Genomic DNA, 14154 nt, shown 5'->3' on the forward strand with positions numbered 1-14154 from the left:
GGATCTTTGGCGAACTGCTCGGCGGGTGCGACGATCGAGGCCTCGAACTTGCGGTAGTCGGCGAGTTCCTGCTCGCTTAGCATCTCCGTGCAGTGATAGCTCGCGTACTCAGACCATGGGAGCGAGATGGCCGGACCGATGACCTTCGCGGCCGACCAGGCGGAATCGTCAAACTGGGCCGAGGTCCAGCCTTCCTGTTCAGTACGTGAGGCCCGCCACGTGGCGTCCGAGCCAATCACGGTGGTAGCGTCACCGGGGCCCTGAAGGACGAGGCGAGCGATGACACCAGCCGCGCCGGTGACATTGTGGGCCTGAACAGCGATGACGTTGCGACCGGGCTTCAGGAGGCCGCCAAGGTCGTAGTGCGGCGGACCGGCCTCGCGCTCAACAGGGCGCAGCGGGCCCTCACCATTGGCAAAGAGGGTCTGGCGGTCGTCGACCACCAGGTCGAGGTAAGCAGCAGTGACCCCCGCGGGCAGGTCGAAGGTCTTGCGCAGGTAACGGCTCTGGTCGACGCACTCACCGGAGGCGACCTCAGGATACCAGATCCAGTTGGCGACAGTCTGCTGTGCGAAGCTCGGTGCGGCGGCGAGGCAGATCAGGAGTGCGCAGCCTCGGTGCATGACTTCCCCCTGTTTGACGGCAACACGTGCGTCGATGGACTTGGCGGCTGCTCGATGTCAGCAAGGTGCCGACCGCAGACCCTTACTCGACCTCTGCCGCCATGCGGGCCAGCCACTCGTCGATGCCTGTCTTCGGGACGTCCAGAGCCCGCCTGACCAGCTCGCAGGTCGGATAGCCACCCACCTGCTCTTGACTGTCGATGATGCGGCCCTGGCGGTCCAGCAGCTGCTGCACAAGGCGCTTGTCTACCTGGTCTCGGTCCCGCGATCGAGCTCCTGCATGGGCAGCTACGTGGGCAACGACCTCGGTCGCCGGGAGTGCCTTCAGCCCCTCAGGCCAGACCGGCTTCTCATGAAGGACCGTGATGTCGCCGCTGGTCATGGCTGCCGGGGCGCCGTCCACCCCGAAGGCGAGGTTATCCTCCAGGTAGACTTCGCCCCTGTTGCCGACCATCGCCAGTCCCTTGCGGGTGTCCGGGCCATGGAAGAGGACATTGCCGACCACGCAGATGCGTCCCTTCGCCGGGAGCAAGGTCCGGCCGGTCCACTCACTGTCAGGGTACCCGATCTGCACCGCCGCACTGCCGGGATTCTGGATGACGTTGTTCACGACCACTCCGGTGGTGTGGGCCTTGAAGAAGGGGTTGCGCTGGTTGTTGTCGGCGTAGAGATTGCCGAAGATGGAGATGTTCCGGCAGAAGTCATGGATCAGGGACCCCATGGAGTGCGGCCCCTTCTTGTGCGTGGAATTCCGGAGGCCCTCGGCGATGATGCAGTTGCTGAAGGTGGCGTCGTGGGTGGTGGCCTCGGGGCCGTCGTACCTGGGGCCAGACGCCGTGAGATTCTCATCGACGGCCCAGCTTACCGAGCAATGGTCGATCACGATGTGGTGTGCGCCACCGGAAGTAGAGATGCCATCGGGCTCCCAGCCGGAGCGCTTGGCCAGCCCGCAGTCTCCCGGCCGAATACGCAGGTGCTGGATGAGGACGTCGTGGGTGGAGATGTAGAGGCTACCGCGGACGATGGTGATTCCCGGCGAGGGCGCCGTCTGACCCGCGATGGTGACGAAGGGCTGCCTGATGCTCAGCGAACCCTTGCCGAGATCGATCACGCCGCCCACTTCGAAGACGATGATGCGTGGGCCGCTCCCGTCGAGGGCCTCCCTGAGTGAGCCGGGCCCTTTGGCGTCAAGAGTGGTTACCTTGAGGACCTGGCCGCCACGTCCGGCAGGGGTGTCGGTTCCGAAACCGACGGCACCGGGGAAGGCCTTCGCAGGCTCCTCGGCACAGGCCACAAAGCCTCCAAGGAGCACTCCTGCCAGCACGAGCACGCAAGTCGCCAAAGGTCGTCTCATCGCCGAACCTCCGCAGCAGCATGATGCGAAGCACGGCCGTCATACGGGCACGATCGGGCCACGGCAGCTATTCCCCCTGAGGCGCACAGCACCTCCGCCTAGGGTAACCCGCGACGATACAGAACCGGGCGCTCGCAGGGCGGGAGCTTGAGCTCGGAGCCGTCAGCGAGGCGCTCGATGAGCATGTGCCACTCGCGCGGATCAGTGCTGCCCTGCGGACTGCTCAGGCTCCGGCTGCCGATCTTCGTCGGGCCATCCACCCCGTTGGCAAAGAGGAAGTTGGGCGTGCGCTCGAAGACAAAGAGACTCTTCCCCGTAAGGCCCTTGGCGTTGCCGCCATGTCCGAAGAGGCGGATATGGTCGCAGTCAGTGACCACCAGCATGGGGTTGTTGCCCTCATACTTGGTGGCATAGATGTCCACGTTGCGGGCGCTGCGCAGCTCATTGGTCACCTGTTGGGGGCTGAACTGATAGAAGCGCAGCGGGCCCTGGGCGCGGTCTACGACGATGCGGGCTGCACGGTAGTTATACCAGTTCCCGCCGCCATGGCCGGTGACCAGGACACAGGGCGCAGTGCGGGCCGCAGGTGCCGCCCGGCCTCGTGGGGCGGGAGCGAAACCGTGAGTCGATAGCCGCTCGATCTCCGTCGCGCGGAAAACGGAGGTGCCGCCACAGCGCCAGTGGAGGGCTGAGGCTCCCGGTACGTCGCTGGCCGCATACAGACCCAGGAAGGCCACGATGCAGTCTGCATCCGAGGTGTCCGCAGTGCGCACCAGAGGCTGAGGATTGGCGGAGTCGGCGAAGGCTCCCTCAGGCAGCGGCATCAGCAGGCTCAGGTGCTGGCCCGCGCCGATCAACCTGGTCCGCGGCTTGAGTTCCAGCGTCTGCGTCAGACGATAGCAGCCCCGGGGCAGGAACACGATCTCATGCTCGTCGATCGCGCGCTGGAGGGCCTGGGTGTCGTCAGTGAGGCCATCTCCCTTCGCGCCGTAGGGCGCCTCCTTGACGTTGGCCGCGCCTGGTGTCTCGAAGGAGGGGAAGTCGGACGCCCACAAGTGACGAGACTGGAGGTCTGCAGGCGGCGTGACGCCAGGCTCGCAGTCCTCGACCTCCTCCACCGAGACGCCGTCCACGTAGACCGGGTAGCGGAACTCCACGCCCTGATTTGTGCGGGGAGCGACAGCGTGAGCGTACTCCCGCACGTGAACCCAGCCCGTCGGGTTCCCGGCGAGGTACGCCTTCCCAGCGCCGTCCATAGTCACGACGGTGGCGTTGCGGACGAACACGTTGTTGAGGTAGACGCCGCTCTCAGAGGACACGACGACCCGAGCCGGCAGGCCGAGGGCCTTCTCAGTGAACTCGATCTGGCTGTCGACGAGGGTCAACTCCCCGACGTTTGCGGGCTGATTCGCCGGCACCTGGATCAGCGGGCCTGCGCAGCGGTCGGCAAGTATCCGCAGGCCCGCCGCGACAAGGGTCTGGCGGCTGGTACTGCGGATGGCGGCTTCAGTCTGGCCCCGAAGGGTGAAACCTGTGATGGCAGGCGTCGGCTGTGTGCCGCTCAAGTAGCCGGTGAAGTCGAGACCGATGCGGCCGCCAATCACGGTGACGTTCGCGCTGCTGCCGCCGGAGCCGATGCCGCCCTGGATGCCGATGAGCCCATGAGTGGCGTCAAGGGTGCAGTCCTCGATTGCGGAGCCCTCTGCGGCCTGATCCCGTAGCGCAATGGCCCCCGGGTTGTTCTCGCCGATGGTGATATCGAGGCCGACCAGCATCTGGTTCATCGAGATATTGGGCTGCTCCGTCTCCGGGCCAAGGCCATCCGCTACGCGGTCTGCTGTTGTGGGGTTGAAGTAGCCGCGAGCCCAGAATCGCACAGCGTAGCGCGGCTTCAGCGCGTCGGAGAAGCCGGGAGAAGAAGGCGCCAACAGTATCTGCGGCCTCTGTGCACCGGCGCGGGAGCCGACCAGAAGATTCGGGAAGCGATTGCCGCCGAAGACGCGACCATTGGACCGCCGGTAGAGCTGCTGCACGCACTCGAGGGTGTCGGAGATACGGTAGGTGCCCGTTGGGAAGAAGCAGACGAGCTGATGGTCACGGGCGAAGTTGATGGCGGCCTGGAGGGTGGCGGTGCAGTCCTGCCGACCGGTCGGGTCTGCCCGGAAGGGCCCCTTGGTCACGTCGAGGTAGCCGAGAGCGGCGAGACGCTGGTCCTCGAGCTCCGTGGGCACCCGCAGGTCCAGGGTGTCCGGCAGTGGCCCGCCGATGGTAGGGTGCACGTAGCGCAGGTAGCTCTCATCAGCGCCCGGTACCTGCCCGACCGGCTGCGACATCGCCAGGACGGGCAGTAGCACAAGCAACACGAACACGAACAGGACGGTCGAGCTTTCCATCGTCTGCCTCCTCTACCGCAGGTCCTCACAATGATGTCGACAAGGTGCGACCGGTCAGGGCTCCCAGCGCAGGACCTTGCACTCCCAGGCCAGCAGGGGCACGACGGCCCCCTCGATAGCGAGTTGCTCAGCAGCGCCGGTGAAGAGCACCGCGGCGGAATCGTCGGTGAGACGACCAGTGTCTGAGACGCCGACCTTCGAGAGGAGGTTTCGCCCGAGTGCCTCACACTCCTTCTGACGACCTCTGGTGATCCGCACCCAGGAAGGCATCCTGTGCACGCGAGACGTGGAAGAGGCTTGTCGGCGTAATAAATGAGGCACTGCCTTGTACTTATGCAGCAAAGAAGGTATCATAAGCGGAATGTCGAACTATAGAAGGCTGCGTCGTACAAAATCGCTTTGCGGTCGGCTGTAGCGGCATCACGTCAGGTTGGTTACTGGTTGCACCAGGCTTGCGGGACACGCGTGGCTTCCGGGGGAAGGCATGCACTACCAGTCCGGTACCGGGTGCGTGAAAAGGGCCCACCTTTGCCTCCGCTTGGGGCAATCGGTGGGCCTCTGTGATTCCGCCTGCGTGACCAGGAGACCGACAGTCGTCAGGAAAGGAGGCAGGAGACAGCTCGAGCTCGTGGTGTGGCCCTGACGGGACCGGCCTTCGCGCCGGAATCACGCTGCACGGAGGAGAGATGGGATCATGCGCCGAGGCTTCACGCTCATTGAGTTGCTGGTAGTGATCGCTATCATCGCGATCCTGGCAGCGATCCTGTTCCCCGTGTTCGCCCGCGCCCGTGAGAAGGCACGTCAGACGAGCTGCGTGAGCAACGTCAAGCAACTGGCACTGGGGTTGATGATGTACAGCCAGGACTACGACGAGAAGTGGCCCTTCATGACCTACGCGGATTGCTTCAGCACCTCAAGCAACACTTGGTTACCCGGGGCTTTCCCCTGGCCCCAGACCGTCCAGCCCTACGTCAAGAGCGCCCAGGTCGGCGTGTGCCCCAGTGACTCGCAGCGGGCCTGCATGAGCAAGATCGGTGGCTCGTCGGGCAACTACGATGATATCTTCATCGCGATCTTTGGGAGGGCACCTGCCACCGCGGACGCGGCGTCGCTGATGTGGCCCTGGAGCTACGCGACGAACATCAACCTCGGCCCGGTCTACGGGAATGCTGCGCAGGCCGCCATCTCCCATCCCTCCCAGTGTCTGCTTCTTGGTGACTACGGGCGCGGAGCGTACACCTACTCGGTGTTCTACATGAGCTTCGGGTACGGGACGAACACCGGCTATAACCCCGACCGCTGGGAAGCCGGTGGCCGTCATAACGAGGGCCGCAACTACGCCTTCTGCGATGGTCATGCCAAGTGGCTCAAGGACCTGGGTGGCATCAAGGGCAACCAGAACTCCTTCGCCAACAACTACTACGCGCAGGGCTGGTACGACAAGGCAACACAGTAGGGACCCAGAGCCCGGCCACGATGGGCAGACAGAATGGGTCAGCCAGCTACTCCACAGGCAACTTCGTCCTCGCACAGCGGCCCGAGGGGACCTGATAGTACGTCTCCGGCCAGGACAAGCTCCGGCGATCTCTGCGGGACCCGAGAGGAGGAGGATCGCGGCCGAAAGGGGAAGTCGGCGACCGGCCGGAAGTGCCTGGTGCACGGCAACGACACTCCCGGTCGGCGCTGCCGAGGATCACCTCTCCCCTCCGAGGAGACCTTTGCCCATGGGCCGTACGCTCGCCCTCTTCGCTCTTGTGGCGGTGCCCTTTGGTGCTGCCCTTGCCCAGCCTGTCACCGTCGAAGTGCGTGACGGTGTGCCGCTGATGGTCCTTGGCGGTCAGACTGTGGCCCCGATGCTGTACCGCGAGAACTACGACTACAACTCCCGGGATCTGGCGCTATCCCACTACGTCAGCCTCTACAAGGCCGGAGTGCGCCTCTTCTGCTTCCCGATGGGCATCGGCCTCACCAGCACCCACGAACAGCGCGTCACAGCATGGCAGAAGTGGACCGATCCGGTCATCGACCAACTGATCCAGGCGACCGGCCCGGACATCCACATCCTGCTGATGGTGCCGACGGACCTCCGGCGGACCTGGAACAAGCAGTGGGCCGAGCAGAACCCCGGGGAGATGGCGCTCTGGCCGCCCGACATGACACCGGGTGATCGCGCCTCACTATCCTCGCTCAAAGCCAGGGCTTTGGTCTGCGAGGGCCTCGCCGACCTCGTCAAGTACGTGGAGGCCCAGCCCTATGCCGGGAACGTCCTCGGCTACTTCCTCCACGGCGGCGGAGGGGAATGGCTGGACTACTGGGACTACAGCCCTGCAGCGGAGGCCGGCTTCCGACGCTGGCTGACGGCGAAATATGGCACGGACGCCGAGTTGCAGAAGTCCTGGGGCCAGGCAAAGGTGTCGCTTCAGACGGCCGCCCTGCCCCAGTGGGACCGCCTGCACAAGGGCGATGTGGGCCTGTTTCTCGACCCGGCCAAGAGCCGACAGGTTGTTGACTTCTACCAGTTCTACCACGAGGACGCCGCAGCGGCCGCCGCTGCTGTCTGCAAGACCGCGAAGGAAGCCTGTGAGGGCAAACGCCTGGTCGGACTCTGGGGCGGGTACTACTTCCTCCCGGACTGGAACCCCGGCGATCGCGGACTCTTCCGACGACGCCAGGGCGCCTTCGAGACCACTGTCCAGGACCCCAACGTCGACTTCTTCATGTCTCCCTACTGCTACCAGGAACGCCACCCCGGCGGTGTGTTCGTTCCCCAGTTCCTCTCTGACAGCATGCGTCTGCACGGGAAGCTGGCCGTCGTCGAAGAGGACTCAAGGACATCGCTGGCCGCCGCGGTTGATGACGCCTACAACCCCGGGAAGTCGACAAGCGCCAGTGCCACTCTCGGCGACAGCTTCGGACGCTCGGAGACGATCGGCGAGAGCCTCGCTGTGCTGACGCGCAACTTCGGGGCCATCTACTCGCGGCCCGGACTGGGCTCAAGCTGGTTCTGCCTCGGCTCCAAGGGCGGATGGTACGAGAACCCGGTGCTGCTGAGCACCATCACGAAGCTCAAGCGGCTGGCGGATCGACACTGCACCTCTGACCGCGACAAGTCGGAGATTGCTGTCATCGTCAGCAACCGGTCCCTGTGGTACCAGCGTCTGAACGACTTCATGCCCGAGATGACCACACGCTTGCTCGTCGAGGGTCTCGCGCGGCTTGGCGCGCCCTGCGACCTCTACCTCGACAGCGACCTGGAGGATGCCCGGTTCCCCTTTGACCGCTACAAGCTCTTCGTCTTCGCCAACACCTTCCACCTGTCAGCCAGGCAGCGGGCGATCCTCAAGGAGCGGGTGCAGACCGGCGGCAAGACCGTGCTGTCGCTCTACGCGTCGGGCTATGCGGACGACAACTCCCTCTCACTGGCCGGAGTGGAGGACGTAACCGGGATGCACATGGGGGCAGCCAAGATCAGCCTGGTCAAGGGCGCACACGTGGTCATCACCGACTACACGCACCCGGCGACGCAGTCCGTCCCGCACGGCACACGGTATGGCACGTCGATGGAGTTCGGTCCCGTCCTGTGGTGTGATGACCCGCAGGCGACACCGCTGGGCGACCTGGTAGCTACGGACGCCTCCGGTGGCGTGTTCACTCTCTGCAAGCGCGGCGGGTTGTGCGCGAAGCGGCTTGCAGGCTGGACTTCCGTGTGGTCCGCCGTGCCAAATCTGCCACCGGACCTTCTGCGCTCGATTGCCAGGATGGCCGGCGTGCATATCTACAGCGACGGCAACGACGCGGTCAGTGCCGGCAACGGACTACTCAGCATTCACACCGGCTACGCCGGGACGCGCAGGATTCATCTCCCGCGCCCGAGCCGCATTACCGATGCCCTGACCGGCGAGTGTGTGGCCGAGAGCGCCACGGAGTTCACGGTTGACCTGCCGGCACGAGCCACAGGGCTCTGGGAGATCGAGTAGGGCAGCAGTTCGAACCATGATCGGCAGGGCTCACTACTTACCGAACGAGGCGACGTCATGAACCTGACTGCTCAGCAACTCTACGACAAGGCGCAAGAGTCATGGACCCGGTCGTGGGAGTGGTACTTCCATCCCGCCACGGGGCTGTTCTACGACTACGTGTGCAGCACCGACATCGCCGAGCGTTTCCGGTACCTGCCGACGCCCGAGGAGATCTCGCACCAGGACCCGAATCCCAACGGCTGGGGCACCGGGATGGAGGACAGCTCCATCAATGCCGGGGTCTGGATGGGGATGATCTGCGACCGCTTCGAGGTCACCGGTGAGGAGCACCTGCGCGAAGCTGCGAGCCGGGTGTACGACGGCATGGTCCTGTGCGGGACCCTGAGTTCCTCCCCGGGCCTGGTCCTGCGCAGTGTCAGCCCGATCGACGGCAAGTCGCACTTCATGGAGAGCTCGCGGGACCAGTACACCTGGCACGCCTACGGCCTGTGGCGCTTCAGCCGCTCGGAGCTTGCGACCGAGGCACAGCGCGAGACCGTCCGCAGCATTGTCACCGCGGTTTGCGAGCGCATGGAGCGCAACATCGTCGCAGGCGAAACGGACTACCATATCTGTCGCGAGGACGGCAAGCCGGGGCTGGTCGACAAGATGTGGCATGTGGACCCCCACGAGGTCGCGAGACTGCCGATGCTGTATGCCATCGGCGCCGACCTGACCGGCGACGCGCACTGGCGGGACAAGTACAGGGAGTACGCTGAGCAGGCGGCGAAAGAGTCGCTGCAGGTACCGCCGAACATGAGGACGGTCTACGCCTTCCTGCAGGAGCAGGTGTCGCTGGAGGCTCTCTACGAGCTTGAGGGCAAGAACGCCGAGTTGAAGACCGAGTGGCTCCGGGCTCTCGAGTTCGTCGGTCAGCGGGTCGAGACGGTCCCCGCACAGTGCCTGCAGTACAAGCCCATGAACGTATCAGCCCTGGACATGAACTGGCGGCACTGGGAGTTCGGCAACAATGCCAGCTACCGTGTCCCGCGCTGGCCTCAAGCTCTACGCTCAGAGGACTGGGCGCTCCGGCAGCCCGGAGAGGCACAACTGGCGCAGCTCATGTGCCCGACGTGGAAGCCATCGGAGGACTGGAAGGCGCTGCTGGCTCAGGCCGTGGGCCAGGTCGACTACTCGGCCTCCATCCTGTACGGCATCTTCTATCCCCTGGCCGCTTACTGGCGTGCCGTGCGACGCGGCGACCTGCAGCTACCCTAGAGGGAAGCGTGAGGCAGTCCGAGGAGGAGTGAGCGGCATGGCTGGTTGGCGACGCACGGGACTCGTGGTCGTCCTTGTGCTTGCCGCAGGCGCCGGGCAGTGGCACGATTCAGCGGTTGCTGCCGGGGAGACGGCGGACCTGCTTGTAGAGGGCAAGTGGGTGCCGACGCCCGTGACGACGCTCGCAGACCTTCGCGACTTCCGGCCTGCGGCGGAGGTGGAGCTGAGTCGCTATGGTGGGTGGAAGGCGAGGCAGGTCGAGGCGACCGGGTTCTTCCGCACCCAGAGAGTCGACGGGCGCTGGTGGCTGGTCGACCCCGAAGGGTACCTCTTCCTCAGCGTCGGTCTGTGCTCGGTGGACCGCAAGGGCGTCGAGTCGACTCCTGTAGTTGCCGACCGGATCTTTGGGGGCCGCGAGAACTGGGCTTCGATGACAGCGACGCTCCTGCGGACGCTCGGCTTCAACTCCCTCGGCTGCTGGTCGGATGCGGAGCCCTTTCGGGCTCTTGCTCAGCCGATGCCCTACTTCCCCCGCTGGAACTTCATGAGCACGTACAAGAACCAGCGGGACCCCAGGGACGGTCCACGGGGCTACCCGAACCAGTGCATGCCGGTGTTCGACGCCGCCTTCAGGTCCTTCTGCCTGCGTCACGCCGAGCAACTCGCCGCCACGAAGGACGACCCCTATCTGGTCGGGCACTTCTCCGACAACGAATTGCCCTTCCGACCCGACCTGCTCAAGCTCTACCTCCAGCTTCCGGATACAGACTCCGGTCACCAGGCTGCCCGGCGGTGGCTCACGCAGTTCCGTCAGGAGCACAAGATCGCGACCGAAGCGGAGGTCTCCGAGACCGAGCAGGCTGGCTTCCTGGAGCACGCGGCGCACGAGTACTACTCGATCGTCAACCAGGCCATCAAGACCTACGACCCGAACCACCTCTATGTCGGCAGCCGCATCCACGGCCGCACCATCATCGAGCCGGTATTCCGGGGTGCGCAGGACGTCGACGTGGTCAGCATCAACTACTACCACCGCTGGTCACCAGAGACCGAGCGTCTGGCCCACTGGGTCGAATGGTCGGGTCGCCCCTTCCTTGACTCCGAGTGGTATGCGATGGAACTGCCAGACCCCAAGCTCGAAGTCCAGGGAGCGGGCTTCCGCGTCCGGACACAGCGAGACCGCGGGCTCTTCTACCAGAACATGGTGATCGGCCTGCTCGGTGAGCCTGGCTGCGTGGGCTGGCATTGGTTCAAGTACGGCGGTGACAGCGACACCCACTCCGTCGGTTTCGTGGATCGTCAGTACCAGCCACACACAGAGATGCACGAGGTCATGCAAGCCGTCAACCGGCAGGTCTACCCGCTGGCAGACTTCCTGTCGCGGAAGGGACAGGAGTGAAGTCCTGCGAGTCGGACGTGCTGGTGGCGACACGCTCGCAGACGGGCTGTCGCCGCAAGGAGTGCTGCCCTGGGGAGGTCAGGAGGTAGCGTCATGTGCGCGATCCGATGCTTGCCGGGCCGGGTCAGCGCCCGTCTCATACTGATGACGACCTTCGCAACTGCGTGCCTGATTGTGACTGCGCAGGCCGGGCCTGTGTACTACGTGGACTTCGCCGGCGGGAACGACGCAGCTGACGGTCTGACAAGGGAGACCGCCTGGCGTCATCTGCCCGGCACGCGGACAGGTAGCCTGTGGCAGTCCGGCTACGTCTGCACCGACTTCGGCCAGGGCACGGTTGTCGCACAGCGCCGGCGCTTGCCTCCCGGCACGACACTTCGGCTGAAGGGCGGGACTGTGCAGGAATCCACCGGCGGAGGAGCGGTGCTCCTCAACAGCGACTTCTACGAGGACGGGACACCGGAATCGCCCATCATCCTTGAGCGAGACCCCTCCTGGGGCGAAGGGCCCGTGGTCTTCGACGGTGAGGGCCTGGCCCTGACGAAGTGGGAGGTCCAGTTGCTGCTCCGTGAAGTGGACAACCTTTGGCTTCGTGGCAAGGGACCAGGCGGGATCATCTTCCGCAACAGCCCCAGGGGAGCGATAGCAGTCTTCGGCAGTGCCCAGAGACCGATCCAGGGCACCAGACTCACGGACCTTTTGGTCTCCGGTTTCCATGACTCCGGCGTCGCTGCGAACTGGGCCGAGGGATACGAGGTGACGAGCGTCGAGCTTGATGGCAAGGGCCTTGCCGGCAACGCCGGGTTCCACTTTGGCGAGCACCCCTGCAACAACGGGGTATTCCGCAAATGCGTAGCGCATGACCTGGGCGATGAGCCCGGTGCTCAGGCCGGCGGCACCGATCTCCAGATCGGGTTCTGGCTGGTGAACTCGCGGCATGTGCGCTACGTGGACTGTGCCGCCTATGACAACGAAGGCGATGGCTATGACGTCGGCCTCTACCGGGCCACCGAGGACAACTGCACCGACGACATCCGCTACATCAACTGCCTGAGCCGCAACAACGGCGACGGGTTCGGCGCCAACGCGGGCGAAGGCCTCAAGCACAACCTGCGGTGCTACTACATCAACTGCATCGCAATCGGCAACAGCTTCGGGGGCTTCCACGCCTACGGAGGGACGGCCGAGTACTTCTACACCAATGTGGTCGCGACAGAAAACCGCGACGGCAACTTCCACCTCGGCCCCGATGGCTGGCAGGACAAGACCCGCGTCGCTGTGCACGTGCGCAACAGCATCGGGTACAGGCCGGACACCGGGAAGCGCTTCCACAAAGCGAACCTGGTGACCACTTACATCAAGGGCAGCAGCTTCCGGTTGGATTCAGACTACAACTACTGGGGCGCCGAGCTCACCGCAATTCCGAACTTCTGTTACTGGGATGCCTATGCGGGGCCGGCGCCCTATGCCCGGGCCTACCCCTATGCAAAGGGTCCCGGCAGCGTCACGAGCGATTGGTATCTCCTCGACGAAGACGGGCACCTGAATTGCGACGGGCACTCGCTCGCCGGTGTGGGCGGACCACCAGGCTTCGTCAGCGAGAAGGACCACGACTACCATCTTACGGCCGACTCTGTCCTGCGGGGGCGTGGCTGCGACCTGAGCCGCGAGCCCTGGTACCTGCCGGAGATGGGGATCGACCGCGACAACCGGGAGCGCAAGACCTGGAACATCGGCGCCTACTAGCGACGTGCTCTCAGTGAAGGTCCCTGCCGTTAGCGAAGGAAACAGGACATCGCGTATCCACAAACCCAAAGGCTGAGGTAACCCACATGCTTAGGAGAATGCTCGGTCTGGCAATGGTGCTATGCGCGACGCAAGCCCTGGCCCAGGAGAAGGAACCGGTCGTGCTGGTCTGGGGAGAGCATCTGGCGGCTGCGAACGCTCGTGAGGCTCCCGGGACTCGTAGCTACCTCGAGAACATCGCCCGGTCGCTCGATGCTGTGGGCGTCAAGTACGCAAGGGCCAAGGACTCCGACCTCCCCAAGGGTGCGCTGGAGGGCCACAAGTTCGCGATCTTCCCGTACAACTCCAACCTCACCGAGGAGGAGGACGCAGCGATCCGCAAGTTCGTGGCTCAAGGCGGAAAGCTGTGGGCCAGCCTGACCCGCGACCCGGTCTTGTGTGAGCTGCTCGGGGTGACAGTCACCGGCAGCGGTCCCTCGGACAAGGGTGGCAGCTTCGCCGGCATGGTCTTCTCCGGCGCCGCACCGAGTGGCACGCCCCAGAAGGTCGCCAACGGCTCATGGCAGTGCTACCGCGTCAAGCCTGCCGAGGGCACGCAGGTCCTCGCCAACTGGACCGCGGCCGACGGCAGCGACAGCGGAGTCGCCGCGGTGACGCTCAATACTAACGGCTGCTATCACACCCACATCATCCTGGGCGACGACACGGCGCCGAAGGGTCGCATGTTCCTCGCACTGATCGGCCACTTCTTCCCCGAGCTGTGGCAGTCTGCAGTGCAGGGAGCACTCCCGAATATGACACAGGTGCACGGCTACGCCTCCGTCGAAGCGATCCAGACCGCCCTTGATACTGCTCGCCGTGAGGGGCGCAACACTGCGACATCACAGGAGCGCCTCCGCCGCTTCGAGCAGTGCCGGCAGGAGGCCCTGAAGCGTTCGCAGGCGGGGGACTACGCCGGAGCACTGGAGGCTGCCGAAGAGGCGAACAAGCTCTTGGGGGCAGCCACTTACCCGTTGGCTCGTGGCCGTGAGGGTGAGCTGCGAGCGGTCTGGATGAGCGGCCGGGTCACCGACTGGGACGCGGTAATGCGAGAGTTGTCTGCCGCCGGACTGAATGCCGTGTTCGCCAACTTCTGTGACGCCGGCGGCGCACAGTACGAGAGCAAGGTACTGCCCCCGGCGAAGGACTACTCGGGAGACCAACTCAAGGCGTGCCTCGAGGCAGCCCAGAAGTACGGGATCGAGGTGCACCCGTGGCGCGTCGACTGGCGTCTGAGCAGTGGCACACCTGCGCGGATGGAGGAGTTCCGCGCTGCCGGACGTCTCGCCAAGACGCTCAGCGGTGAGGAGACCGAGTGGATCTGCCCGTCCGATGAGCGCAACTTCCGGCTCGAGGTGGACTC

The 14154-nt window shown here is 64.8% G+C and carries 10 protein-coding genes; 6 read left to right on the forward strand and 4 right to left on the reverse strand.

Annotation, left to right across the window (positions count from 1 at the left end; genetic code table 11):
• From ABFE16_12760 to ABFE16_12775, 4 genes are all read right to left on the reverse strand, one after another.
• Nucleotides 1–623, reverse strand: a 623-nt coding sequence (locus ABFE16_12760) for a hypothetical protein (GenBank protein ID MEN6346162.1), incomplete at its 3' end; no start/stop codon positions are given.
• Nucleotides 624–705: 82 nt separating this feature from the next.
• Nucleotides 706–1977, reverse strand: a complete 1272-nt coding sequence (locus ABFE16_12765; GenBank protein MEN6346163.1) for a right-handed parallel beta-helix repeat-containing protein — start codon at nucleotides 1975–1977, stop codon at nucleotides 706–708.
• Nucleotides 1978–2075: 98 nt separating this feature from the next.
• A complete protein-coding gene (locus tag ABFE16_12770; protein ID MEN6346164.1) occupies nucleotides 2076–4370 on the reverse strand; it encodes a glycosyl hydrolase family 28-related protein in 2295 nt (764 codons plus the stop codon).
• A 54-nt stretch (nucleotides 4371–4424) separates the two neighbouring features.
• On the reverse strand, nucleotides 4425–4628 hold the full coding sequence (locus ABFE16_12775; protein ID MEN6346165.1) for a hypothetical protein: 204 nt from the start codon (nucleotides 4626–4628) through the stop codon (nucleotides 4425–4427).
• A 436-nt stretch (nucleotides 4629–5064) separates the two neighbouring features.
• Between ABFE16_12775 and ABFE16_12780 the strand changes: the two genes are divergently transcribed.
• The 6 genes from ABFE16_12780 to ABFE16_12805 all read left to right on the forward strand — a co-directional run.
• Complete coding sequence (locus ABFE16_12780; protein ID MEN6346166.1) at nucleotides 5065–5826, forward strand: DUF1559 domain-containing protein; 762 nt, start codon at nucleotides 5065–5067, stop codon at nucleotides 5824–5826.
• A 268-nt stretch (nucleotides 5827–6094) separates the two neighbouring features.
• The gene (locus ABFE16_12785; protein ID MEN6346167.1) at nucleotides 6095–8347 is read left to right on the forward strand and encodes a hypothetical protein; all 2253 of its coding nucleotides are present in this window, start codon (nucleotides 6095–6097) and stop codon (nucleotides 8345–8347) included.
• Between the two features lie 57 nt (nucleotides 8348–8404).
• Nucleotides 8405–9607: a hypothetical protein gene (locus ABFE16_12790; protein MEN6346168.1), complete on the forward strand. Its 1203-nt coding sequence runs from the start codon at nucleotides 8405–8407 to the stop codon at nucleotides 9605–9607.
• A 37-nt stretch (nucleotides 9608–9644) separates the two neighbouring features.
• The gene (locus ABFE16_12795) at nucleotides 9645–11006 is read left to right on the forward strand and encodes a hypothetical protein (protein MEN6346169.1); all 1362 of its coding nucleotides are present in this window, start codon (nucleotides 9645–9647) and stop codon (nucleotides 11004–11006) included.
• A gap of 93 nt (nucleotides 11007–11099) precedes the next feature.
• Nucleotides 11100–12752 (forward strand): right-handed parallel beta-helix repeat-containing protein, encoded by a 1653-nt coding sequence (locus ABFE16_12800; protein ID MEN6346170.1) that lies wholly within the window; start codon nucleotides 11100–11102, stop codon nucleotides 12750–12752.
• An 86-nt stretch (nucleotides 12753–12838) separates the two neighbouring features.
• Nucleotides 12839–14154, forward strand: a 1316-nt coding sequence (locus ABFE16_12805) for a hypothetical protein (protein ID MEN6346171.1), incomplete at its 3' end; no start/stop codon positions are given.

This window comes from Armatimonadia bacterium (assembly GCA_039679385.1).
In the GTDB taxonomy this organism is placed as follows: Bacteria; Armatimonadota; Zipacnadia; order Zipacnadales; family JABUFB01; genus JAJFTQ01.

Excerpts from the sequence above, each read along its gene's own strand:
- ABFE16_12765 (MEN6346163.1), bottom strand. The coding sequence starts at position 1,977 with ATGAGACGACCTTTGGCGACTTGCGTGCTCGTGCTGGCAGGAGTGCTC.
- ABFE16_12790 (MEN6346168.1), top strand. The coding sequence starts at position 8,405 with ATGAACCTGACTGCTCAGCAACTCTACGACAAGGCGCAAGAGTCATGG.
- ABFE16_12780 (MEN6346166.1), top strand. The coding sequence starts at position 5,065 with ATGCGCCGAGGCTTCACGCTCATTGAGTTGCTGGTAGTGATCGCTATC.
- ABFE16_12785 (MEN6346167.1), top strand. The coding sequence starts at position 6,095 with ATGGGCCGTACGCTCGCCCTCTTCGCTCTTGTGGCGGTGCCCTTTGGT.
- ABFE16_12770 (MEN6346164.1), bottom strand. The coding sequence starts at position 4,370 with ATGGAAAGCTCGACCGTCCTGTTCGTGTTCGTGTTGCTTGTGCTACTG.
- ABFE16_12795 (MEN6346169.1), top strand. The coding sequence starts at position 9,645 with ATGGCTGGTTGGCGACGCACGGGACTCGTGGTCGTCCTTGTGCTTGCC.
- ABFE16_12800 (MEN6346170.1), top strand. The coding sequence starts at position 11,100 with ATGTGCGCGATCCGATGCTTGCCGGGCCGGGTCAGCGCCCGTCTCATA.